The sequence below is a fragment of the Paenibacillus sp. FSL H7-0442 genome, from assembly GCF_038593105.1.
In the GTDB taxonomy this organism is placed as follows: domain Bacteria; phylum Bacillota; class Bacilli; order Paenibacillales; family Paenibacillaceae; genus Paenibacillus; species Paenibacillus polymyxa_D.
On record NZ_CP151963.1, the window covers coordinates 4819422 to 4844427 of the forward strand.

A 25006-nucleotide genomic window follows, 5' to 3' on the forward strand; every position below is an offset into this window, starting at 1 on the left:
GCTAGGTCATTATCGTATGCTTTAAAACCATCTATCGCTGGCTATATAAGGCCTTTTGGTGAAAGACCTACTTACCGTAGCTGCTTCCCCATACCCTACTCTGCATTCCATAGGCATTGTGGAAGAGGAATATGGTAAAATCTTCGCGGCTCCACCTCTTCCATTTTTCTTTCCATAGGCAGGTTATCTTTCAACATTGTTAGATTTCAGAAAGATTGTTGAAAGATTATTATGATACGGTCTGTATAGTATAGCAAGGAGATACAGACTATTTCTTGGAGGGAAACAAAAGTGACTTTATTGAAAACTCAGGCATTAAGGAAGCATTACGGGAACGGAGATACTGCTGTTCATGCCTTAGACGGCGTGAATCTGGAGGTGGAAAGCGGTGAATTTGTCGCTATTGTTGGTACGTCCGGGAGCGGCAAATCCACCCTTCTCCATATGCTGGGTGGACTGGATCGTCCGACAAGCGGAAGTGTTACGATTGACGGCAAAGATATTTTCACATTGAAAAACGAAGAATTAACTATTTTCCGCAGACGAAAGATTGGCTTCGTGTTTCAAAATTATAACCTGGTGCCCGTCTTAAATGTCTATGAAAATATTGTGCTCCCCATTGAACTGGATGGTAAAGAACCCGACAAAACCCACATAGATAAAATAGTACATACCTTGGGCCTTGACCACAAAATGAATAATCTTCCAAACAATCTTTCCGGTGGACAACAGCAGCGTGTAGCCATTGCCAGAGCACTGGCAGCCAAGCCCGCCATTATCTTGGCAGATGAACCCACCGGAAATCTGGACAGTAAAACCAGTCTGGATGTAATGGGATTGATTAAGGTATCCAGCCAACAGTTCGCCCAAACAATGGTGATGATTACCCACAACGAGGAAATTGCGCAAATGGCCGATCGGATCATTCGTATTGAGGACGGTAAAATAGTTGGTGGTAAAGGCAAATGATCAAGGTAAAGAACAAAAGAGTAATCCGTAATTTATCAGACAAGAGCTTGAAAACGAACAAAACTCGCAATATTATTGCGATTATCGCTATTGCCTTAACCACTTTGTTATTTACATCTCTGTTTACTATGGGGATTGGCGCAATGGAAAGTTTCCAGCAGGCAACGATGCGACAGGTTGGTGGGGAAGCGCATGCTTCTCTCAAATTTATCAACGATGAGGATTTTAATCACATCAAAGACCACCCTCTTATTAAGGAGATAGCATATTGCCGCTCGTTAAGTCAAAAGGTAACAAACGAGCAATTTTTAAAGCGCAAAACGGAGTTCTGGTATCGTGACGATCTAGGGCTAAAGCTAGGATTGGTTGAGCTAGAAAAAGGCCACAAACCGGTGGCAGAAAATGAGGTTATCGCGGACTCTAGCACCTTACAGCTACTGGGTATTCCCCTGAAAGAGGGCGTCCCATTGACCTTGAAGCTTGAGGTTCACGGCAAAACGGTGCAGCGTGAATTTATCCTCGCCGGCTGGTGGAAGAGTGACCTCGCCGCCGGGATGGACGTAGGCACAATCTATGCTTCTAAAGCTTATGTGGATGCCCATGCTGAAGAATTAATTAACACATATTATAATCGGACCGGAGCCATCAGGGCAGATATCATGTTCGATAACAGCTCGAACATCCAGGGAAAACTTGATCAAGTGATTACAGAAAGCGGTTATTCCCTAGACCAAAATGCACCGAACTACATTGCAAGTTCTGTGAACTGGACGTATTTTTCCAACACTTTCAGTTCGAACCCTGAAGTCGTCTTTGTCTTAGCTGGTGGTCTGTTACTGATCATGCTTACTGGCTATTTGATCATCTATAATATTTTCCAAATCTCGGTGATGCGTGATATTCGTTTCTACGGTCTTCTAAAAACCATCGGCACAAGCAGTAGCCAACTCCGTAGGCTCATTCATAGACAGGCATTATTTCTTTCCTTGGTCGGAGTTCCCATCGGCTTACTTGTGGGTTTTGGGGTCGGAAAATCGCTTCTCCCTCTGCTTATGAACACTTTTGGGCACGCTGAGGTAACCCTATCCCCCAACCTATGGATTTTTATCAGCTCCGCTTTGTTTGCAGCCATTACAGTTATCATCAGTATTTATAAGCCTATTAGGATTGCAGCGACTGTATCTCCAATCGAGGCAGTAAGATACGTAGACGGAGCTATCAAAAAGGGTAAGAAAAAACTGAAAAAATCAACTAACGGTGCTAAAATGCCGCTGATGGCTCAAGCCAACTTAGGGCGCAATAAGAAACGGACTACTTTAGTGCTGATTGGCCTTTCTCTAAGTCTGGCGCTACTGAATATTACTTTTACATTATCCCAAAGTCTGGATATGGATAAATATGTGTCTAGAAGCATTGACGCTGACTTTGTGATTGCACATGCAGGTTATTTTCAAGAACATTTCACAGGTCCTGACAATGCAACGACGGAAAGTTATATCCAGGCCGTACAAGCACAACCTGGCTTTGAAGAAGGTGGACGATTGTACAGTGGCAGCAATTTACTCACTGCTGATTGTAAAGAGACCTTAAAGGGAGACGGCACCGACGCTCGTGTCAACTTATCTGCAACCCCAGGCATTAATGCTTGTGGCTCTTTACCATACGACACCGACGCTCGTGGCAACATATCAGCAGCAGCATATGGTCTCGAAGAGTTTCCTCTTCACCGACTACAACTAATTGACGGTGAGCTTGATTATGGCAAGCTGGCTTCGGGTAAATATATCCTGGAAAATGTCATACTGGATAACGATGGTAATCCCAAAATGAAATATTCGGCATATAAGATAGGTGAAAAGGTTGTCCTTCATAACTATATGGACACAGCAAAAGTCCAGGAGTATACTAGCCATGAATTCACAGTCCTCGGTCATGTCGCCCGAAAAGGAATTAATAATGGTGTAATAGGTGCTAATGTTGAATTCTTTCTTCCGGCGGATATCTACAAAACACTTGTGAAGAAGCCTACGGTGATGAGTTATGATTTTAATGTATCCAACAGTAAAGAAAAAACGATGGAGAGCTTCTTAAAGAACTATACCGGAGTAAAGGAGCGAACGATGCACTATCGATCCAAATCTACCGTAATTACCGCGTTATTAGGTATGCGAAATACTATTTTGATGATTGGCGGTATGCTCAGCGTTATTATCGGTTTGATTGGTACTCTTAATTTTGCAAACGCGCTTCTAACTAGCATTCTGACCCGCCATCAAGAATTTGCTATACTACAAAGTATCGGTATGACTAATAAACAATTAAAGACAATGCTCATTTATGAGGGTCTGTACTATGTGCTCGGTACTAGCATATGCTCCATCTTATTAGGAAGCTTATTTTCCGTCTTGATTGCAAAACCCCTGAGTAACGTAATGTGGTTTATGAGTTATAAATTTATTATCTGGCCCCTGATCCTCGTGCTGCCTGTTCTGCTCGTTCTTGGGATCTGTCTTCCTCTCGCTATTTATTCTCTGAGCAACAAGAAAACTATCGTAGAACGACTGCGAACGGCAGAATAAATCCCCCTATAAAGAAAATGACCTGGTCAAACCTTTTGGCTGGGTCATTTCTTGGTTATTCAACAGTGGTTTAATCCCTACTCCCTGAACCATGAGCAAATAAGAGCATATCCTGTAAAATAGAAATAGAGAATGGGCGGCTCTCATTTACACTTTTATTGTGAGCGGTTGTTAGAGCTCGGAATTGTTTAACCAAAATACAAGAGGAGAATAATGAACTATATAATAATTGTCGAGGATGATATCGCCTTGAGTAACGGGATTGTTTTTGCTCTTAAAGAACCTAACAACGTATTTGTACAAGCTTTTGTGTGAAAGCTCTATCTGCACAGGCCGAAAAGCTTAACTTTCTTATCCAGGCATTGTTGAAAACATCGCGGCTTGAAACGGGGATTATCACGGTAGCGCCAAGGCGGGAATCTGTTCAAAAGCTCCTTGATGCTGCATTGGAGCAAATGATGCCAAAAGCAGATGCCAAAGGGATTTCAGTTGTTATGAAGGACACATTTACCCATGCTTATTTTGACCTAAAGTGGACGATTGAAGCTGTCTATAACGTTATGGATAACGCTATAAAATATACAGAGACAGGCGGAAACATGGATATAAAAGTAATGGCATACGATTTATTTTGCCGAATTGATATTAACGACAGTGGTATAGGGATTGCAGAAGAAGAACAAGGGAAGATCTTTACCCGCTTCTATCGCTCCCCTACTGTTAACTCGCAGGAGGGCGTCGGGATTGGACTGTTTTTAGCTAGAGAAATCATCGCTGCAGCGGGTGGCTACATCAAAGTACGGTCACACTACGGCCGTGGTTCTACCTTCTCTATTTTTCTTCCTATGGATACTTAATTCTTTCAATACCGTTAGATTTCAGAAAGATTGTAGAAAGATCAGTGTGTTAATGTCTGTACTGTAGATGACTACGATCCAGACATTTTTTTGTGGAGGAGAACGTATATGGCTCTATTGAAAACTCAGGCATTAAGGAAGCATTACGGGAACGGAGATACTACTGTTCATGCCTTAGACGGCGTGAATCTGGAGGTGGAAAGCGGTGAATTTGTCGCTATTGTCGGTACGTCCGGGAGTGGCAAATCCACCCTTCTCCATATGCTGGGTGGACTTGATCGTCCAACCAGTGGAAACGTTACGATTGACGGCAAGGATATTTTTACATTAAAAGACGAAGAATTGACTATTTTTCGCAGACGAAAGATTGGCTTCGTGTTTCAAAATTACAACCTGGTACCTGTCTTGAATGTCTACGAAAATATTGTGCTTCCTATTGAACTGGACGGTAAAGAACCAGACAAAGCCCACATAGATAAAATAGTACATACCTTGGGCCTTGACCACAAAATGAATAATCTGCCAAACAATCTTTCCGGTGGACAACAGCAACGTGTAGCTATTGCCAGAGCATTGGCAGCGAAACCTGCAATTGTTTTAGCAGATGAACCCACCGGGAACCTGGACAGTAAAACCAGTCTAGATGTGATGGGATTGATCAAGGTATCCAGCCAACAGTTCGCCCAAAGATGGTAATGATTACTCATAATGAAGAAATCGCGCAGATGGCAGACCGCATCATCCGTATTGAAGACGGTAAAATTGTCGGCGGTGATACAAAATGATCAAGGTAAAGAACAAAAAAGTAATTCGTAATTTATCAGAGAAGAGCTTCAAAGTAAACAAAGCCCGTAACCTCTTTGCTATTGTTGCCATAGCACTAACCTCATTGCTATTTACAACACTGTTCACTATGGGGATTGGCGCTGGGGAAACTTACAACGGGCGACCATGCGACAGGTCGGTGGAGATGGACATGCCGTACTTAAATATATAACGGATGACGAATTTAATCATGTCAAGGATCATCCATTGATCAAAGAAATAGCTTATGCCAAACTATTAAGCAATAAAGTTACAAACGAGGAATTTATAAAGCATCGTGCAGAGCTTTGGTATTATGACGATGTGGGGTTGAAGCTTGGACTTATCAAGCTACAAAAAGGTAGCAGAAAAAGAAGCTATCACGAACTCCAAAACTCTACAATTGTTGGGAGTTCCCTTGAAGGTGGGTGCACCACTGACGCTGCGGCTTGAAATTCACGGCAAAGAAGTGAAGCGTGATTTGATTCTATCTGGCTGGTGGGAAAGCAATCCCACAGCTAACACAGGACAAATCTTCACTTCCAGCCCCTATGTAGATGCGCATGCAGATGAACTGCAAAGCACTTACAGCGTGGAAGACAAAACTATGATCAAACAGGAATTGTAAATGCATACCTCATGTGATAATAGCTTGAATATGGAAGAGAAACTCAACAAAGTGATTACGGATAGTGGTTATTCCCTTGAGAAAGATTCGCCTATATATGACTCATAATGTCAACTGGTCCTATCTTTCGACCAACTTCAGTATGGATACAGGAAAGAATCATAGCGCTAACGCCATTCTAACTAGCATACTGACCCGTCACAAGGAATTGCTATGCTGGAAAGCATTGGCATGACCAAAAAACAGTTGCGGGCCATTTTCATCTAGGAAGGAATATATTATATGCTCGGCACCAGCGTATTCTCTATGCTATTTGCAACCGTATTTTCTATTTCGATTGTGAAACCCATGGGCAGTATCATATGGTTTTTAAACTATCACTTTATAATTAGCCACTATTAGTCTTACTGCCTTTACTGTTTGTGATTGGGATACTCATTCCAGTAGCAGTCTATTCTATGAATGACAAACAGAGTATCGTGGAGCGGCTTCGAGAGTCCGAGTAGATTTGCGATTAGATTTCGCCCGGTCGGGCATTGTAGCATAATAGGCCAGCCAGGAACTTTTGGTTGTCTTATTTCTTGAACACCTAGTATGAGTGTTAACTAACTATACAGTGAAAGTCCGGAATAGCGACCAGAAAGTATTGGTCATTAAGGACAATGGTATTAAATCTGTTTATAGATAAAATTAGGAAACGTATTTTTAAAAAAAACGTACGAGCAAGGTACAAAAATCAAAAGTTTCCAAAAACCTGCATCTGTAAACTTGAGTAGGATCGGTATTAGAACAAAAGTCAAACACGACGTTTATATTTGAATTTGAAAATATATAAGAAAAAGAAGAAGTATTGCTACTTCTCCTTTTCGTCAGTTAAACAGTAATTTTAGTTAGACAAAATCATTCTTTCACCAATCAATACCATTGGGTGGTATTAGAACTACAATTTCCAGGGGATTCGATACAATCTGCTCTACAATTATCAGGATCACATTTCTGTTGTACTTCCATATCAAAATCCATAGTTTCCAAAAAATCAATTTTTTCCATGATATTTTCACCTCCTTTCACTATTAAATTATCATTAAACATACCTCTTTTTTTTCTATTGTAAAAAACAGCACTTTATTTGGCATAATTGGGTTTGAAAAAAGTGGTTTATACCATAAATAAAATACTGTTGAATAACCAAAAAATATTGAAAAAAAAGACCCTATTTTCTGTAGAATCGTTTGTACCACCAAGCGACTCAGAAAGAGAACGATCTCATGAAGAATTCTATCCATGTTTACATCTATCCTGTTATGAAAACAAGGCGCGTAAATTCACGTTAACCCATTTACTTCATTAGTGTAGCTGCCTTAGAACAATGGGACAGTTATCAATCCGGTGTAGATCTGCTTATTCATTATTCGCGTTTTTCCACCAAAGCCGCCAAAGTCTCACCTTTCCCAAAGAATTGCTACTCATCGATTTGACCACCAGAACGTTTGGAAAACACGGTTACCTTGGTCCCCCTATCACGGAGAGCGTGCAGGCATTAAACTTCATGTTGCTTTACGAGCCGAAATGTCAACCCCTTCAAGTTATTGAAACACAGGGTTCCCGACATGACGCCCTGTAAGTGAAGCGTTGACTCAACCTAACTATATATTGGTGATGCTACAGCGCCTGAATGCCCTTTTTCGCTGGCATAAAAAATGCACCCCCTAAGATTTAATGGATAAACTAGAGTTTTATTCCAGTTTTTATTCTAAGGGGTGCACTTCATTTTCTGGCTGGGTCATTTCTTAGTTATTGAACAGTATTTTATTATATTTGCTCTCCACTTCGCTATCATGAGTAATCAATATAATGGTGTGACTTTGTTTAAGTTCATCCAGAATCGTAATGAAAAGTTTTTTTACAACACTGTCCAAGTTTGAAGTTGGTTCATCAAAAATTAATACCTCTTTATTGACATAGATATTCCGCAATATAGAAATGAGTTGCTGTTGTCCCCCTGATAAGGAGAAATTCTTTCCAATGACTTGATTCTCACCATGCCCTTGGATAAAGTTTTCGGTATCCAATAATTCAATATAAACATTCAACTGCTCAATTGGGATCCCTTGCTTTCCCAACGTTATGTTATTCATGATTGTATCCATATACATCACAGGTTCCTGAAAACAAATTCCTATTTTATCGCTAACCTCCTCCCGTTTCCAGTTTCTCAGCTCTTTGCCATCCAACAAAATATCACCAGTATAATTACAATTGATTTTTGTTAATAACTTTAATAGCGTGCTTTTTCCAGCCCCATTACGTCCGGAAAGACAAAATATATCGTTTCTATACACAGAGAAGGAAATATGTGATAAGGCTTTTTCCAATCCGTTATAACTATAACTGACGTCCTTGAATTCTATATTCAATGTTAATCCACCTCTTCGGCCTTCATAATTAACTCAACTCTCTCGATAGACACTTTAGCTTGTTTCCAACCGGCTACATAGTTAGTTACGCCTTTAATGGGCCCTATAATTTGATTGGAATAATAAACAAACACCGTTAATATACCAATGCTTGTTTGACCGTTTATAACCATCATCGCACCGATCCCTAAAAGAAGAACATTCCCAACAGAAATAATAACAGAAGGAACAGTAGCAGCTATTTTAAAGGTATTTCCCCTTTTTCTATTTGCCTCAAGTGACTTCTCCTCCAAGGGCATATATTTGCCAAGAACATAGTCCTTCAACCCCATTCCAATGGAATAAAGAATGGAATGGAGCGTACCCCTAATGTAAAAAACAGAATCGTCATAGGCTTCCATAACCAATTTACTTCTTTGGGTAATTTTTTTATTAAAGTATATTTGACTCAATAAGATTAGTAGCATGACCATAAGGATAACAATAAATAATATATAGTTATAAAAAAGTAGCACGGTACTAATTACAATTAGAAAAAGCAGGTTAGATATAAACATCGGTATGCCGTTCGACACCAATCTTTCTATAATTCCTATGTCGTTCATAAACAAAGATAACAATTTATCATTGTGTGTATTAACTGTTTCGCCTGGTAAAATAAAAATTTTTGTCAATAACTTTTGCTTCAGATTGTAAGATATTCGCTTCGCTAATTCTGTAAAGATAAATTCAGAGAACAGAGCAAATAAATGTGATAAAACATATAAGCCGATGGATATCAACATAAATTCCATGATTAAAGAAACATCTTGCGAATCCAAACCCGCGTCAATAATCCTACTTATAAATTGAGGAAGTAACATGCTAACTACTGTATCTAAAGTTTGAAAAACTAATATCACAATAACAAAGATATTAAAATGATTGACACCGGTAACAATCCAATTATATTTTTTTAACATATTTTAACCCCCCAGTGTAACTATAAAAAAATATAGTTAGCGTCATTTGTCGCATTTTCTATATACACCGCTATTCATTTTACAGCTTAACGCCCCATTTCCCCTGTTCATGACATTAAGCGCCTTTTTCCTGTCATAATATACCGTTCGCTTGTTTTTGATTTAACTGATTTTCTGTTCATTTTGTCAGTAAAACATCGGATTATGACATATAAACTATTTCTCGAAAAAATAATGATGTATTTATTGTAGGGAAATAGATTGCATGAGAGGGGAATCGATCATGAAGTACGTTTTTAATCCTTACTTGCGTGAGTTGCTTCATAACAATCAAGCCATTATTGCTAATACAAAAACAGGTAATTTTCTGAAAACATCTACATCTTATTATCATGCACTGAAGGAAATGGTAGATGCAGGAGAAACCGAGTTGTTCCTCACCCCCACGGAAAGTTCACCGCACGCTGAAGTCATTAAAAATTTAAAGAACCTTTTTCATGGATTAATGAATATCGAATGTATTCTAACTGAGAACCAGTTAACCAATATCTATAAAGAATCCTTAGATGTCGTGTATCTGGCATTGACGAATAAATGCAACCTGAAATGTAAACATTGCAGCGCTTCCGCTGATATCAAGTTCACCGACGCTTTAACAACAAAAAAAATAAAAGAACTTATTGATCAGCTCGTCTTGCTTCAGCCCAAGGCTATTAATGTGACCGGCGGAGAACCTATGATGCGTATGGATATCATGGACATTTTGGCCCACCTAAGACGCAAGTTTGAAGGTGTTATTTTGCTATCAACGAATGGTCTTTTTATTTCTGAAAAGAACGGTGAACAGCTGCTTAAGTATGTTGATAAGGTTTCCTTTAGTGTAGATGGGTATGATGAAGAAACTTGCGCAAAAATTAGAGGCAGAGGCGTTTTTAATAGAGTAATAAAAAGTATCAAATTGCTTCAGAGTAAGGGATTACAGAAAATCGCTTTATCGATGACGATTACCAACTATACCCTTGATGGAGGAAGGGAACGGTTCCTTAAACTGTGTGAGCAATTAAAGGTGGAGCCCATCGTTCGTATCTTAACACCAGCAGGCAGAGCAGGAGTACACAGCGAAGAAATTTTTCCTGAAAAATCCTTTATAGATGACACTGCCTCCCAAGATCTTCATTGTCGATTATGTTCGCCAGGAAAAAGGGAACTGTTTATCGGAGGGGATGGTAATATTTACCCATGTGGAGGATTAATGGAGTCGGAAGATTTTGTGTTAGGAAATGTATTTGATGAAAATTTAGTAGAACTCATAACTAACGGAAACTTAAAAACAGACTATTCTCCCATTGATCGTGTAAGACCCTGGAATGTTGAATCCTGTAAGGACTGTGACGTTAATTTATTTTGTCACCATTGCATCAGCAATATCCATTTTCTACATCAAAACAAAAAGCTGTTTGATACGGTATGTCAAAAACAAAAAGCAGAACTTCAACAGCTTGTGTGGAAAGACTAGATCACGATAAGGAGAGTACGAAATGAATTTTACCTATTGGGTAACCGAAGATTGCAATTTGAGATGCAAATATTGCTACGTCAATAAAGCTCCAAAAACAATGGATCAGGAAACCGCTACCAAAGCTATTGAATTTACTGAAAAAACACTTGCTGCAAATCCTGCAAAACATAAAGACAAAATTCATATAGGCTTACATGGCGGAGAACCGCTGCTTAATTATTCGATCATTTATTTTCTTATTGAAGAATTAAAATCCAAATTCCCTGGAAACATTGCTTTTACAATGACAACAAACGGTACGACTTACAATAAAGAGATGCTTGATTACGTCGCAAGTCAGGTTGAATTAACCATAAGCGTGGATGGAAAGCAGGAAAGCCACGATATCAATAGAGTGTACAAAAATGGACAGGGCAGTTATGAGCGCGTCATTAAAACGATTGACTATTTAAACAGCCAAGCCCAATTTTACCGGGTGAGAATGACAGTCACGCCCAACAACGTTTCACATCTGGCTGACAACTATATTTATCTTCATGAGAAAGGTTGTCCGGTTGTGGCATTCGCTCTGGATGAAGATGATATGAATTGGGACAAAGAGCTTATGGAGATCTATCGGCAGAATCTCAACGAAATCTTTTCCCACATGGTTAAAAAGGATTTTACCAAAGCGCAGTACTTTTTATACAATTTCAAGAATGAATATTTCCGACCAAGAGGTATCTGTGATGGTTGTCATACAAGCTTTCATATCTCCAGTGATGGAAAACTATACCCTTGTATTCTTGCAGTAGGACACGACGAATTCGCAATGGGCAGTGTATTTACTGGTTTAAATGATACCCGTTTATCAAATTTAGATAAAATCAATCAGAGAGATGAAGGAGTCTGTTCAAAGTGTGCTATGTATAACAACTGCCGAAGTAAAATGTGTAAAATTATTAACAAAATTCAAACTGAAAATTTCTACAAATCCTCCCCCGTATTCTGTACAGCTCAAAAAATACACTATTCTACCGTAAAGAGTTATGACTATATATTGGAAAAATTCTCACTAAAATCAAATAACTGATGATAAGTATACCTGCATGTAATTGGTATGATCACTTCAGCATAAATAAACACTGGTCAAACTCCTCCTCTCTTGCTTTGTAATAACTCTTGTTCCATAGCTTGAAGTATGGCCAATTGCTTTTCTTGGCTACGCTTCAAGCCATTTTTTGTAAAATAAGGATTGTTATATGAAGTGCGACACCTGCTAAGGAAATAAAAAAGGCTCGTGGCCTGATTCGTGTAAAATGAAGCTGCCTACACCACTTACACAAGGATAATCACACCATGAGCTACTCACATCTTAGCATAATCGAACGTAGCAAGCCAAAAATCCTCCATCAACAAGGATGGAGCGCGAGAGCCATCGCTCGTAAAATCGGACGGCATCACGCTACAGTAAGCCCAGAGATCCATCGTCATTCGGAGGAGGGGTGCATAAGAGCGAGTACCTCAGAACAGGCCTATCAACAACGACGTAAGGCCGCTGCGTCCGTGGGGAAATGAACGGAAGAATAAGCTAGACCATAATTGAAGCCAACATCAGTAAGTCCCGAAACGTGCAGGCTAATTAATCAAAGCAGTCGCCAGGCGATGGAGTTATTCACTTTATTTAAGAATTATTCAACCAAGTACTGTTCTTTGTAGATTCTTTACCCCCTTCACTCCGCCCAAATAAATCTTTCAACACTGTTAGATTTCAGAAAGATTGTGGAAAGATTATTATGATAATGTCTGTACTGTAGGTAACTACGATACAGACATTTTTGTTAGAAGGAGAGCAAAATGAAGATATTAGAAACCAGAGAGCTAAGAAAAACTTACGGCAGCGGAGATATGGCGGTTCATGCGTTGGACGGAGTAAACATGGAGGTAGACAATGGAGAATTTGTGGCCATCATTGGTACATCCGGCAGCGGCAAGTCCACCCTACTGCATATGCTCGGTGGGCTGGATCGGCCGACAAGCGGAAACGTCACCGTTGACGGCAAGGATATCTATTCCCTGAAAGATGAAGAATTGACCATTTTCCGCAGACGAAAGATTGGCTTTGTTTTTCAGAATTACAATCTAGTTCCAGTCTTAAATGCCTACGAGAATATTGTGCTCCCCATTGAACTGGATGGGAAACAACCGGACAAAGCCTATCTGGCCAAAATTGCAAATACGCTGGGTCTTGAGAACAAATTAAACAATCTACCGAGCAATCTTTCGGGGGGACAGCAGCAGCGGGTAGCCATTGCAAGAGCGCTGGCGGCGAAACCAGCCATTATTTTGGCCGACGAGCCTACCGGCAACCTGGACAGCAAAACCAGTCTGGATGTCATGGGGTTGATTAAAGTATCCAGCCAGCAGTTCGGCCAAACGATGGTGATGATTACCCACAATGAAGAAATCGCGCAGATGGCGGACCGCATCATCCGCATTGAGGACGGTAAAATGGTTGGCGGTGCGATCAGATGATCAAAGTAAAAAACAATAAGGCGGTTCGTAATTTATCAGATAAAAGTTTTAAAGTGAATAAAACCCGCAATATTATTGCGATCATCGCTATTGCCTTAACCGCCTTGTTATTTACAACCCTGTTTACTATGGGGCTTGGCACTATGGAAAGCTTGCAGCAGGCAACGATGCGGCAGGCCGGTGGGGGGGGGCATGCTCTACTCAAATATCTCACGGATGAGGAATTTAATCGTGTCAAAGACCACCCTCTTATTAAGGAGATAGCGTATGGCCGTTTGTTAAGTAAAAAGGTGACAAACGAGCAATTTTTAAAGCGCCATACGGAGTTCTGGTATTATGACGATGTAGGGCTGAAGCAGGGATTTATTGTGCTGGAAAAAGGCCACAAACCGGTGGCGGAAAATGAAGTTATCGCGGACTCCACTACCCTGCAGTTACTGGGTATTCCCCTGAAAGAGGGCGCCCCATTGACCCTGAAGCTTAAGATCCACGGCAAAAAGGTGCAGCGTGACTTTATCCTCTCCGGCTGGTGGAAGAGTGACCCCGTGTTTAACGCAGGTCAAATCTTTGCTTCTAAAGCTTATGTGGATGCTCATGCCGAAGAATTACGCAGCACATATAAGCAAGACAATGATCAGACCGGAGTCATCAATGCGAACATCATGTTTGATAACAGCTTGAACCTGCAGGAAAAGCTTAATAAAGTGATTATAGAAAGCGGTTATTCCCTTGACAAAAATGCGCCGAACTATATTAACAATAATGTTAACTGGTCGTATCTTTCCACCAATTTCAGTTCGGATCCGGGAACCGTCCTTGTCCTGGCTTCCGGTCTGCTGCTGATCATATTTACCGGCTACTTGATCATCTATAATATTTTCCAAATCTCGGTGATGCGCGATATCCGTTTCTACGGTCTTCTAAAAACCATCGGCACAAGCAGAAAGCAAATCCGCCGGATCATTCGCAGACAGGCATTATTTCTTTCTTTGATCGGGGTTCCCATCGGCCTGCTAGCAGGATTTTTTGTCGGCAAATCGCTTGTTCCACTGCTTATGAACACTTCTATGCACTCAAATACCGAGGTAACCGTGTCCCCCAGCCCATGGATTTTTATCGGATCCGCTCTGTTCGCTGTGATTACCGTAATCATTAGCACCTTTAAACCAGGCAGGATTGCTGCGGCTGTGTCTCCGGTCGAGGCGGTAAGGTACGTAGACGGAGGCGCCAAGACAAAGGGCAGGAACAAACTGAAAAAATCGACCAACGGTGCTAAAATGCCACTGATGGCTCGCGCCAACTTGGGGCGCAATAAGAAGCGGACCACTTTGGTGGTGATCAGTCTTTCTCTAAGTCTGGTGCTACTAAACACTGCATTCACATTATCCCAGAATATGGATATGGATAAGTATTTGTCAAAATTTCATGATACTGACTTTCTGATTGCGCATGCTGATTATTTTCAAGAACATTTCACCGGCCCTGACAACGCGACGACGGAAAGCTATATTCAGGCCGTACAGGCACAACCCGGTTTTGAAGAAGGCGGCCGATTGTACAGTGGCAGTAATGTACTCACTGTCGAGTATAAAGAGAACAAAGAGGGGTACGAAACCGACGCTCACGGTAACTTGCCTATAATAGCATATGGGCTGGAAGAGTTACCCCTTCATCGACTACAATTAATTGACGGTGAGCTTGATTATGGTAAGCTGGCATCGGGGAAGTACATTCTGGAGAACGTTGACCTGGATGACAATAACAAGCCGCATTTGGAAAATGCAAAATATAAGGTGGGTGAAAAGATTACTCTTCATAACTATATGGGTACAGCAAAAGCTTCGCTGAATCAAGAGTATACTAGCCATGAATTCACAGTGCTTGGTCATGTTAGCGTGAGAACCAATTTGAATATAGCCGGTGCTAGTTATGCTAACTTCTACCTCCCGGCAGATATCTACAAAACGCTTGTGAAGAAGCCTGTGGTGATGAGCTATGCCTTTAATGTATCCAACAGTAAAGAAAAAACGATGGAGAGCTTTTTGAAGAGCTATACCGAAACAAAGGAGCCAGTGATGGACTATCGATCCAAATCTACCGTAATGAGAGAGTTTTCAGGTATGCAAAATACCATTGTGATGATCGGCGGTACGCTCAGCGTAATTATTGGTTTGATTGGCATCCTTAATTTTGCAAACGCGCTTCTAACCAGCATTTTGACCCGCCGCCAAGAATTTGCTATACTGCAAAGCATCGGCATGACCAACAAACAATTAAAGACAATGCTCATTTATGAGGGGCTGTACTTTGTACTCGGCACCAGCATATGTTCCATCTTATTAGGAAGCCTATTTTCCGTCTTGGTTGCGAAACCCTTGAGTAACGTAATGTGGTTTATGAGTTATCACTTTATAGTCTGGCCGTTGATCGCCGTGTTGCCTGTTCTGTTGGCATTTGGGATATGTCTTCCTCTCGCAATTTATTCTCTGAGCGGTGGGAAAAGTATCGTGGAACGACTTCGAACAGCAGAATAAATATCCCATTTCTTTTGCCTGGTCAGCAAAAGAAATGGCCCTGCCAAAACTTCTGGCTGGGCCATTTCTTAGTTGTTCAACAGTATTTTGGGCTCTGACGACGATCTATATCACACGCAAATGGACAGCCGCGAGCTAGGATGCAAATACTTCTCCGGCTTTCTGTCTTCTTTCCGGTCAGCGTAGGCGACCACTTGCGTTAGAAACGCGAGTCCCCTCGGGGGGGATTCATTGAAATAGTTACACGAAATTATAGGCAAACCCATAGAACGCAAAAAGAAGAAGTATCTCTACCTCTCCTTTTTGTCGTTAATCATTTAAATAAGTCCTTGAGTAGCTCTTATTACCAGAACCTTACCACAACTGCATCACAATGACCGTCTGGTGTTTCACAATCATACAAACACGAACCATCATCACAAATACCTTGCACTTCCATATCAAAATCTACTGCTGCTAAAATTTCGAGTTTTTCCATGATCATCTCACCACCTTTCCTCTTTCTATTTTACATCGAAAATGCTTCCTAATATCTCAGCTGTACAAATCGACGTATTTTTTGACATAAAAGACCATTTTTCTCGATACAAAGTTTTGCTTTTGATGATACTTTATTTTTATATCAATTGTTTTTTCACCCTCGAATATCTTGTCACATGTTTCTATTGCATTGTCCAACAAGTTGCCAAATATTTTGGAATTTCCGTCTGGGGATATAATCGCTTGAGAGAAGCCCGTTAGTGGCCCGCACAAGTAATGGGAATATCCTGAACGCTCCGGTTTTTCAGCTCTTGTAGGCTAAGCCAGAACTCGTGCATCTTGAGCCGTCACTAGCTTGTTCTCTTTGATGAATTTTCTCAATTGCTGTTTCGTTCAAAATCCCATGTGCGCTCCCCAACCTTTCTTTGATTTTCATTGTAATGGTTTTGGGAGTTTACACAATCTATTTTACAGACATCATCATATAAGTCCCATAATATAATATTGACATAAAACCTATCTCCTACAGTCCTTATATCCAGGATTCCCGAGTTTTCTTTTACGATCTGCTTGACACTTTTCAATCCAAAACCATGGTTTCTTCTATTCTTTTTATTACTTATAAAATCACTATTTATGAACCCCGGATTGAAAGTATTGGAAATTTCTATATAAAGCTGCCTTTCGTGATATTTTATTTTTATGTCCATTGTTTTCTCACCTTCGGTTATCTTGTCACAACCCTCTACTGCATTGTCCAGCAAATTACCAAATACAACGGCTATAATATTATTATTTAGAGAAAATTTTCCTGGAAGAAAACTATCAACATTCACTAAAATGTTTTTTTCAGTAGCCAAATTTATTTTCTCCGTGAGTACGTAATTAAGTACATTGTTCGGTGAATATTTCTGAGTTTCAGTACATTTAATATCTGAGAGAATTTCTTCTATAAACCCCTCTGCTGCCTCAACATTATTTTCTTTCAGCAATCCTTTTAAGGTCAACAGTTCATTTCTCATATCATGCCTGATTCTCCGAATTTCTTTTTGCGATTTCTCCAGATTATCATAGTGTTTATTTTCTGCTTTAAGATTGAAGTTTAATAATTCCTGCTCTATCATTTCGCCGTACATTCGGCTTAATTGTTCATAAATAATTAACATGATGATATTGATTGATAAAACACCAATCATAGAAATTACACTTAACCACTCATTTGGGTTCTTACCTGATCTTAAAATCAAATCAAAATGACTGCACAACATGCAAAGAGTTATGATAGGAACTGCAAACAAACACATGTATAAATAATGCAGAGTAGTTTCTCTTTTATAAACATCTATTTTAAAAAGTAAAGGGACCCATAAAAAAAAGAAAAATTTACTGATTTCTGAGAGGAGAGCACCCGCTTCGTAATAATAAGATACATTATCTGATGTAAGGAGTACATTTGGAAAACAAGCATTCATGATGGCGCAACATACTCCTACAGATAAGATTTCAATTGCAATTACAACTGTACCCCAACACAGTTTTGTTGTTATATGATTTTTTGGGTAAAAACAAAGTATAGTGAACACTGGAACAACATTTAGCATAACATCAAATGTTGTTTTCAAAAAGTACATACCGACTACTGTCAGACCTATTAATGCAATCGTAAACAGCCAGATTTTCTCCGTCGAAAGTCCCTTTTTAGTAAATAAAACTTTATTCAGAAATCTACTTATAATGAAAATATCAAAAGAATTTAGTATAAAATCAAACATGACTCTTTCCAATTAGAATCTCTTCCTCATATAATTCATCATTTTTTGTTTAAAATCTTTTTTATACTTTCTACTGATCGGTAGTTCCAAATAAGTTTCCTGAATTTCGCCATTTACGATCCGTTTCATCATAATATTTTCACATTTTATTCCCACAACGTATTTCAGGTTAATGATATACGAAGCATGAATCTGAGTGAAAGCCATCGGATCAAGTTGAGCAAGTATTTGTGAAGTTGTCTGATTACACTTATATTCTTTTGTCTCTGTATAAATATGAGCAGCCCTCCCACTTTTCTCAAAGTACATAATTTCATCTTCGTTTATAATGAGCTTATTTCGTTCATAGCTAAACTCAAAATAACTATGTGAACTATGTAAATAGTGATCAGCTCTTTGAAGAACCTCAAAAAGGGTTTCTTTATTCACAGGTTTCAGTATGTAATCAAAGGTTTGTACTTTAAATACGTCTGGCATGTATTCGTCATAATTGGTTACAAAGATAATTACAGCTTTATTGTCAAATTCTCTTATTTTTTTGGCTAAACTAATACCATCCATATCCGCCATCTCAATATCAAGCAGATAAATATTGTATTCAGCTTTATTCCTAGCTACATATTGCAGCAATTTTTCCCCGCTTCCAAAAGTATCAACTTCTACTTTGGTAAAAGGATATTCTAATGTAAACTTCTCCACCCGGGCCAGCTCCACATTTGTATCATCACACAAAGCGATGTTTAACATCGGATCCACATCCCTACATACATTAATCATTCTTAATTGTAAAGTATCGTGTATAAGTTAACCTATGATCTTCACATCAATGAATTAATTCTTAGTTGCAAGGAACAGTATGATTTCCGGTCATGCCCAGCACAATTCTAATCCCCTCTTTGCTGGGTTTATTATGTAGTTTCAAAGTTAATCTTATTTATTATATAGCGCTTACTAATTACATATATAGTATACCATTTAAAGTTTTCTATAATCAAATATTTTTTCTAAATAAATACATTTTCTATATTTTTATTTAAATACTAAAAATATAGATTTCAAACATCTTAATTCGATTAAATACCTAGCTCCTCCAAGTACTTCAACAATGCAACAAGAGAACATACATTTAATATATGTATATTGTGATAATCTTTTAAGGTATAATTCAACTCTTTTTCTAAGCTACTCCAAAAATCACCAAAATTATTAAAAGTTATTCCAGTTAACTCAGAAATAAAAGGACCTTTATATAAAGAATGGATATCAATTTCAAGATTAGTGGTTTCATAAATCGCTTTTTCTATATACCTGCCAAATTTTTCTACTAAATTACTATCCACATCAGCATCAAGGATAGGTTTAAATTCAGGTACTGTCACCTCATATTCCAAAGCACTGCGTTCAAGAATATCATTAACCTCTGAAAACGTAATATCTTCATTATAAAAGACAGAGTTTGTCACCTCAGAAGAGATCAGTTGCATACTTCTCCCCACACAAAGAGCATTCGCTTTAGAAGTACCTTTAAAAAAGGTAAACCGTTCGGCAAGTGTATAGACAAAAATTGGTGCCTCATCAAATACGGCTTGGATCTTTTTATTTTTTGAAAATAAAAATGACTCAATTGAACAAAACATTTGCCCATTTACACCAATGACAGTAGGCAGACTAGCTGGATAACTACTCTGACTACCATTTTTTACAGATACAAAAATAAGTTTATTTTGATCTACTAACTGCTGTGTAATTTGGCTAAGTTGCTGATAGTATCCTTCTGAAGTAACGGAAATGCTTATGCATATATATTTAATATTCAGATTAAGGCATTTCTTCAACGCCACATGCAAGAGTCTGGTACTCGTTTTCCCTTCTTCATTTGCTATTTTTATGATGTAAAATTGAGCCTCATTAAAAATTTGCACAATCGTATCTGCCACAGAAGTTCCATGCCCATGGTCATCCTGAAAATCATTATCCTCGATAATTTCGTCTCCTGAATATTGAAATCTCACTCCGTCTATAACATGTTTACTTAAGCTACGATTCGTCATGTCTATTCCAGTATCAATTATGACTACTTGTTTGTTGTTAAACATAGTCTTCACCTATCCTATCAAATTTATAGAATGCTATATATAAATTAGCACTTTAGTTTGATATAGAATGTGTAAGTGATAAAATAACCAATTTAATGCTATAAAAAGCAAATTTCCGATAAAAATGTATTAAAATTTCAATGCTGACCATTTATAATTACGAGTTACTAGAGTATTCAGCAAGACGAAAAATGACACAATATGCGCTGATTATTACAGTAATATTTCTACATAGATCAACCGTAGTAACCTTATTCATAGATTAACTACAACTTAAGAATACAGGCTATCTGGAAGCAATTAATCTCAATAGTCTGTTAAGGCTCCGTATAAATATTTTAAGAAGGTGATAATCAAAATAATTATATGTCCGGAAAATTAGTTAATCACGCAAAAAAAAATAATTTGGAGGTTCCTTATGATAAAAAAACAAAAATTTCTACCGTTCAAAATAGCTTTTATATTTTGTATGTGTTTGACAAGCTTTTTCATTGCTAATGATACTAACTATGCTGCAGAACATAAGAATTTTACGGCGATAGAGCAAAATGACAATAAATATAACGCAGAATATAAGAATTCTACGGCGATAGAGCAAAATGACAATAATCCGACTGTTGAAGAATACGAGAATAATGTAAAAGATCTGCCTAGACTGAATGCGAATGAAACCATGGACAAATTCAACTCGGGAGAAGGTTTTTACTTTTATATAGGCAGACCCAGCTGCTACTATTGTCGTGAATTCTCTCCCATTTTAAAAGAATTTTCTTCTCAGATATCACAACCTATCTATTATTACAACATGGATGGTGGGGACTGGGGACCAATCATTGGGCAATTTCTTAGAGATCATATCAATTTACAAGGTACCCCAACATTAGCCTATATTAAAGAAGGAAAAGTTGTTGTTCAACAAGTGGGCACAGGACCAAATGCGGATGAATTGCTAACTATTTTTGCCAATTGTCCTCAGTAACCTTTCGCATTTCAAAATGATCGATCCAAATCATTGAAACTTTGACTCGCAAGATGGAATTCTTTGAAAAAAGCGTCCTTCTTGCGAGTCTTCTATACTTTAAAATTTAATCACAATTCCCACTCTTCCCGTAAAAGCCCCATTCGGATCGAATCATAATACTCTCCATCATAATATCTGCACTTGCGAAGCCTGGCTTCGAGGGTCATGCCCAGTTTCTCCCCCACCTTCATCATCCGATGGTTTCCTGACCAGGTTGTAAAGCCCACTCTTACTAGAGGTAATGTATTAAACAAATGCGTGATCCACAGTCGAAGCACCCTCGTACCGTACCCACCGCTCCAATACCGCGAATCAAAGATACCTATCCCCATTTCAAGCCATTGGGAAGGCTGATGCTCCCAATAGTAGCTAACCGATCCAATGACCTTACCCTCCACTTCAATGATCCAAAAGTCATCTTGCCCGATTCGCTTTTCCTTCTCTTTTAAATACTCCTCAAAAGAAAGTGGCTTATGTTCATAATAAGGTGCATCCCACTGCTTCCATTCCGGTGCTTCTTCCTTAAAAGTTAACGTCCAAAGAGCCGGCAGGTCTTCTTCTGTAACAGGCCTAATCGTTAAATCCTTATCCGTATACATTGAGTACACTCCTTTTATAATAAAATTCGTTCTATCTATATTGGGCCTTATTGGGCTTTATTGTATCTGCTTTTGCATTATTTCGAAATTCTAGTTTTGTCCGTCTTTGAAGCAAGACCGTAATTTAAGTTGACAAACAATCAAAAATAATATATCTTAATATAAAGATAATAAATATAAAGAAAAGTTTTTCAACTGTTTATTTTGTTTAGAAAAACCTAATCATATAAAAACCAAGGAGGATAATGACATGAAACTATTAGGATTGCATCACGTTTCGGCGATTACAGCAGCAGCGGCTAAAAATGTTGATTTTTACACTCAGGTAATGGGACTTCGGTTGATCAAGAAAACGGTGAACCAAGATGATGTTAGTGTGTATCACCTTTTTTACGGAGATGAGCGTGGAACTGCGGGTACAGAAGTCACTTTCTTTGAAATTCCACATGCGGGACAAACTCGTACAGGAAATAACAGCATTTCAGCTCTCTCCCTACGGGTACCAAATGACAAGGCACTGGATTACTGGAAAAACCGCTTCGAGCAGCTGGATGTAAAACATGGCGAAATTACGGATCAAGCGGGACGCCTGGCACTTTCGTTTGAGGATTTTGAAGGACAACGCTTCTTCCTCGTTTCAGATGAGCATGATCACGGAATGCGTGGCGGCACGCCTTGGGAGAAAAGCCCTGTCCCTGCCGAATACGGCATTGTAGGACTTGGACCGGTTCATCTGACTATTCCCAAAGCGGAGAATACTATTCTCATTCTTGAACAGGTTATGGGCTTCCGCAAAAAGGGCTCCTATCCTTCCCCTGTTGCTGGACAACCGGATGTGGTCATCTATGAAACGGGTGAAGGCGGTACAGGAACTGAGGTGCATCTGGAAGAGCGCAACGATCTGCCACAAGAGCGACCAGGACGCGGCAGTGTGCACCATGTAGCTTTCCGTGTTGAAACCGAGGAAGAGCTCAAACAATGGGTAGACCGTATTGGGCAGCTGCAAATTTCCAACTCTGGTTTTGTAGATCGCTTTTACTTCCGTTCCTTGTACTTCCGTGAGCCGAACGGCATTCTGTTTGAATTGGCTACCGATGGACCGGGGTTTGACACCGATGAGGAATTGGAGTTTCTGGGCGAATCTCTGGCATTGCCTCCATTCTTGGAGCCGCGCCGCGCATCTATTGAAGCCAATCTCAAGCCGCTCAACACCAAACATGAATAGGGTTATATTTGCTCTAAAAATCACACAAAGCCGGGACTCCTACTCATGTAGAGGTTCCCGGCTTTTTTTTCGTGCAATTGCCCTGCTTTTACCTATAAAACATGTCATTTGCATGCTTTTCCGCTTTGACAGGTAAGTGAAATGCCCTTTTTAGTTATGCTTACAGCTTTTTATCATCCACGCTGTTCAGCCATGCTTCGATTTCTCCGATTACAGAGGCGATACAGCCATCTTGGAACGGCGAGATCAGTCCAGCCAGCTCAACCAATCCGGTAAAGGATCGACTTCCCCCAGCACGGCACAGCTTCAAATAATCTTCCCACGCCGCTGTCCGGTCGATACTCATGCGTTTCCAGAATTGGAACGCGCACAGTTGCGCGAGTGTATAGTCAATATAGTAGAACGGAGATTGGAAAATATGCCCCTGTTTGTGCCAGAATCCGCCCTGCTCGAGATATTCGTTGCCTTCATAATCCAGATGCGGTTTATACTTACGTTCAATGGAGCGCCATGCGCTTTTACGTTCGGCTGGGGTCCAATCCGGATGTTCGTATACGGCATGCTGGAATTCATCCACGGCTACGCCGTAAGGCACGAACAGCAACGATGAAGATAGATGTTCAAAGTGATATTTGTCCGTATCTTCCTCGAAGAACAGATTCATCCAGGGCCATGCGAAAAACTCCATACTCATAGAGTGGATCTCAGCCGCCTCCATGGTTGGCCAATGGTACTCGGGAATTTCAAAATGTCGGCTTTCATAGACCTGGAAGGCATGACCTGCTTCATGCGTCAATACGTCGATATCACCGGACGTACCATTGAAATTGGAGAAAATAAACGGCGTGCCATATTCGCTCAAAAATGTACAATAGCCTCCGCTTTGCTTGCCCTTTTTGCTGATCAAATCCATCAATCCACGTTCAATCATAAAGCTGAAAAATTCATGGGTTTCCGCTGAAAGTTCCTCATACATACGTGCTCCATTACGAATGATCCACTCCGGGTCACCTTTTGGCGTAGGATTGCCTGACAAGAAGTTGAAGCCTTCGTCGTAATAGCGAAGCTGATCTACTCCAATCCGTTCGCGCTGGCGCTCCTTCAGCTTGGTTGCCAAAGGAACGATGTGCTTCAGCACCTGCTCGCGGAAATTGGCTACCATCTCGGCATTGTAATCTGTACGTCCTAGGCGGGCATAGCCCAATTCTACGAAGTTGTCATAGCCCAGCTTGTGTGCCATGCGCGTACGTACCTTCACCAGTTCATCATAAATCCGGTCCAGCTCGTCCTCATGCTCACTCATAAACTGATATTTAGCCTCGGAGGCCTGTTTGCGTGTCTCCCGGTTGGTAGCCATTTCGAAAGGCAGGAGCTGCGACAATGTGCGTTCTTCTCCCTCGAACGGGATCTTTGCTGAAGCAATCAATTGAGCATATTCCGAAGTCAGCTTATTCTCCTGCTGCAAATCCTCAATAATATCCGGATGGAACGACTTGAGGGCTACCTCGGCAATACTGAAAAGCTGGCTGCCCCATTGACTCTCCAACTCGTTGCGGAATGGAGAATCCACCAATGCCCGGTAGTAATCGGTTACATACTCCTGAATAACCGGCATGAAATCATCAGCGTACTCTTGCTCCGCTTTGTAAAAGGCGTCCTCCGTATTAATGGAGTGCCGAACTTCCACCAATTGCAATTGCGTTTCCACATTACTGCGCAGCTTATTAATCGCATGAATCACTTCATTTTGACGTTCTACGCTTTCCGCTTCACGAAACTGCTGCAACAGCGTTTTAAACCGCTGTTCAATTTCAGGTTGCTCTGGTCGGCTGTAAGCCATTTGGCTGAATAATGTCATTGCTTCGGTTCCTCCTCAAATGTAATAAATCTGATGCCTATTATACAGTACGATTAGACCAAACTGGAAGCTGAAATTCCAATAAAATACAACCTCAAAAGCCGCAATACTATGTATTGCGGCTTTTGAGCCTAATCTAACTTATATATCATGGATGTCGCTGCCTAAAGCA

18 protein-coding genes and 2 pseudogenes are annotated in these 25006 nt (G+C 39.9%); 11 read left to right on the top strand and 9 right to left on the bottom strand.

What is annotated here, in order from left to right; all coding sequences use genetic code 11:
- The first annotated feature begins 291 nt into the window (after positions 1-291).
- From MHH57_RS21405 to MHH57_RS21425, 5 genes and pseudogenes are all read left to right on the top strand, one after another.
- Complete coding sequence (locus MHH57_RS21405) at positions 292-969, top strand: ABC transporter ATP-binding protein (protein ID WP_322252841.1); 678 nt, start codon at positions 292-294, stop codon at positions 967-969.
- A complete protein-coding gene (locus MHH57_RS21410) occupies positions 966-3548 on the top strand; it encodes an ABC transporter permease (RefSeq protein ID WP_342434488.1) in 2583 nt (860 codons plus the stop codon). The genes MHH57_RS21405 and MHH57_RS21410 overlap by 4 nt, the downstream gene beginning before the upstream one ends.
- Before the next feature lie 299 nt (positions 3549-3847).
- Positions 3848-4405 (top strand): annotated as a pseudogene (locus tag MHH57_RS21415) (HAMP domain-containing sensor histidine kinase); the annotation flags it as partial.
- Positions 4406-4513: 108 nt separating this feature from the next.
- Positions 4514-5190 (top strand): annotated as a pseudogene (locus tag MHH57_RS21420) (ABC transporter ATP-binding protein).
- Positions 5191-5546: 356 nt separating this feature from the next.
- Positions 5547-5837 (top strand): hypothetical protein, encoded by a 291-nt coding sequence (locus MHH57_RS21425; RefSeq protein WP_342434489.1) that lies wholly within the window; start codon positions 5547-5549, stop codon positions 5835-5837.
- A gap of 915 nt (positions 5838-6752) precedes the next feature.
- On the opposite strand, the gene MHH57_RS21430 is transcribed toward MHH57_RS21425, so the two are convergent.
- From MHH57_RS21430 to MHH57_RS21440, 3 genes are all read right to left on the bottom strand, one after another.
- Complete coding sequence (locus tag MHH57_RS21430; RefSeq protein ID WP_342434490.1) at positions 6753-6887, bottom strand: hypothetical protein; 135 nt, start codon at positions 6885-6887, stop codon at positions 6753-6755.
- A 740-nt stretch (positions 6888-7627) separates the two neighbouring features.
- The gene (locus MHH57_RS21435) at positions 7628-8254 is read right to left on the bottom strand and encodes an ABC transporter ATP-binding protein (protein WP_342434491.1); all 627 of its coding nucleotides are present in this window, start codon (positions 8252-8254) and stop codon (positions 7628-7630) included.
- Positions 8255-8256: 2 nt separating this feature from the next.
- A complete protein-coding gene (locus MHH57_RS21440) occupies positions 8257-9216 on the bottom strand; it encodes an ABC transporter ATP-binding protein (protein ID WP_342434492.1) in 960 nt (319 codons plus the stop codon).
- Positions 9217-9499: 283 nt separating this feature from the next.
- Here MHH57_RS21440 and MHH57_RS21445 point away from each other — a divergent pair, with 283 nt between their 5' ends.
- The 4 genes from MHH57_RS21445 to MHH57_RS21460 all read left to right on the top strand — a co-directional run bounded on the left by MHH57_RS21445 (position 9500) and on the right by MHH57_RS21460 (position 15783).
- Positions 9500-10732, top strand: coding sequence for a radical SAM protein (locus MHH57_RS21445; RefSeq protein WP_342434493.1), 1233 nt, complete (start codon positions 9500-9502; stop codon positions 10730-10732).
- A gap of 22 nt (positions 10733-10754) precedes the next feature.
- Positions 10755-11807, top strand: a complete 1053-nt coding sequence (locus MHH57_RS21450) for a radical SAM protein (RefSeq protein ID WP_342434494.1) — start codon at positions 10755-10757, stop codon at positions 11805-11807.
- A gap of 764 nt (positions 11808-12571) precedes the next feature.
- The gene (locus MHH57_RS21455; protein WP_342434495.1) at positions 12572-13249 is read left to right on the top strand and encodes an ABC transporter ATP-binding protein; all 678 of its coding nucleotides are present in this window, start codon (positions 12572-12574) and stop codon (positions 13247-13249) included.
- The gene (locus tag MHH57_RS21460; protein WP_342434496.1) at positions 13246-15783 is read left to right on the top strand and encodes an ABC transporter permease; all 2538 of its coding nucleotides are present in this window, start codon (positions 13246-13248) and stop codon (positions 15781-15783) included. The genes MHH57_RS21455 and MHH57_RS21460 overlap by 4 nt, the downstream gene beginning before the upstream one ends.
- Before the next feature lie 343 nt (positions 15784-16126).
- Here MHH57_RS21460 and MHH57_RS21465 read toward each other — a convergent pair whose 3' ends face one another.
- The 4 genes from MHH57_RS21465 to MHH57_RS21480 all read right to left on the bottom strand — a co-directional run bounded on the left by MHH57_RS21465 (position 16127) and on the right by MHH57_RS21480 (position 20131).
- Positions 16127-16261 (bottom strand): hypothetical protein, encoded by a 135-nt coding sequence (locus MHH57_RS21465; protein WP_342434497.1) that lies wholly within the window; start codon positions 16259-16261, stop codon positions 16127-16129.
- A gap of 379 nt (positions 16262-16640) precedes the next feature.
- The gene (locus tag MHH57_RS21470) at positions 16641-18047 is read right to left on the bottom strand and encodes a GHKL domain-containing protein (protein WP_342434498.1); all 1407 of its coding nucleotides are present in this window, start codon (positions 18045-18047) and stop codon (positions 16641-16643) included.
- Positions 18048-18782 (bottom strand): LytTR family DNA-binding domain-containing protein, encoded by a 735-nt coding sequence (locus MHH57_RS21475; RefSeq protein WP_342434499.1) that lies wholly within the window; start codon positions 18780-18782, stop codon positions 18048-18050.
- A gap of 326 nt (positions 18783-19108) precedes the next feature.
- Positions 19109-20131 (bottom strand): S8 family serine peptidase, encoded by a 1023-nt coding sequence (locus tag MHH57_RS21480; RefSeq protein WP_342434500.1) that lies wholly within the window; start codon positions 20129-20131, stop codon positions 19109-19111.
- Positions 20132-20549: 418 nt separating this feature from the next.
- On the opposite strand from MHH57_RS21480, the gene traF reads away from it, so the two are divergent.
- Positions 20550-21110: a conjugal transfer protein TraF gene (gene traF / locus MHH57_RS21485; protein ID WP_342434501.1), complete on the top strand. Its 561-nt coding sequence runs from the start codon at positions 20550-20552 to the stop codon at positions 21108-21110.
- Between the two features lie 110 nt (positions 21111-21220).
- On the opposite strand, the gene MHH57_RS21490 is transcribed toward traF, so the two are convergent.
- Positions 21221-21751, bottom strand: a complete 531-nt coding sequence (locus MHH57_RS21490; RefSeq protein ID WP_342434502.1) for a GNAT family protein — start codon at positions 21749-21751, stop codon at positions 21221-21223.
- Between the two features lie 250 nt (positions 21752-22001).
- Here MHH57_RS21490 and MHH57_RS21495 point away from each other — a divergent pair, with 250 nt between their 5' ends.
- Complete coding sequence (locus MHH57_RS21495) at positions 22002-22976, top strand: ring-cleaving dioxygenase (RefSeq protein ID WP_342434503.1); 975 nt, start codon at positions 22002-22004, stop codon at positions 22974-22976.
- A gap of 160 nt (positions 22977-23136) precedes the next feature.
- On the opposite strand, the gene MHH57_RS21500 is transcribed toward MHH57_RS21495, so the two are convergent.
- A complete protein-coding gene (locus tag MHH57_RS21500) occupies positions 23137-24834 on the bottom strand; it encodes a M3 family oligoendopeptidase (RefSeq protein ID WP_342434504.1) in 1698 nt (565 codons plus the stop codon).
- Between the last annotated feature and the right edge of the window lie 172 nt (positions 24835-25006).